The following is an 839-nucleotide window of genomic DNA, read 5'->3' as shown; positions in this document are numbered from 1 at the left end:
ATAGAACTTAAATACCAATTTGATATCCATCAAAAATACATCGGGTGTTCCTTAAGTGTGCCCGGTAGATTGTTCGACCGTTACCCGCAGCTCGAACCCCTGCTCTATCAGTGGGCGGAAGGCGCGAAAGCGTTTGACTTTACAAGATACAAGGTCACATTTTGGGATAAGGAGAAATTCGGATACGGCGAGTTAATCATTACGACGAGTTATTATATCAACCGGCTGAACCGGGAACGGAGGAAGCAGTCCGCCGATGGATCCCTCTCCCGCTGAGTGGCTTTCCGGGATGTATTTGGCGGCCGATCCTCTTTTCTCCCGTAAAATCATCGTCATCCCGGATTTTTAAGCCTCCCAAATTTGCGATTGCCGTTTATTTTGCTTAACATTGTTCCGTCATCTCCGTTGGAGTAAGAAAGGTGCTCGGACGATCCCGGCGGAGGCCGCTGAGACAAGAAAAGTACTCGGACGATCTCAGCGGAGGCCGCTGAGACAAGAAAAGTGCTTGGACGATCCCGGCGGAGGCCGCTGAGACAAGAAAAGTGCTTGGACGATCCCAGCGGAGGCCGCTGAGACAAGAAAAGCACTCGGACGATCCCAGCGGAGGCCGCTGAGGCAAGAAAAGCACTCGGACGATTCCGGCGGAAATTTATTAATCATTTAACCCACATTGCCACCTAAGTTGAATTAATATTCTGATTTTCTGTATATGTTTTTTTTGAGACATCCTCTGGGTGTACTACAAATTTCTGTCTCCGTATAGGAGTATCAGACAGAGAAAGTGCGTGATAAATATCTTGTACATCCTTGCTTGGTTCGGTACATTGACGTATTCTGAC

The 839-nt window shown here is 48.0% G+C and carries 1 protein-coding gene; it reads left to right on the top strand.

The window, feature by feature from the left end:
- Window positions 1-276 (top strand): hypothetical protein (locus G7Y39_RS13445; RefSeq protein ID WP_165157932.1); only part of this gene is annotated, 276 nt, incomplete at its 5' end.
- Window positions 277-839: the final 563 nt, after the last annotated feature.

The organism is Parabacteroides sp. ZJ-118, from assembly GCF_011038785.1.
GTDB lineage: Bacteria > Bacteroidota > Bacteroidia > Bacteroidales > Tannerellaceae > Parabacteroides.
Note: the sequence above shows the minus strand (reverse complement) of the source record. Positions and strands in the feature narration are given on the sequence as shown.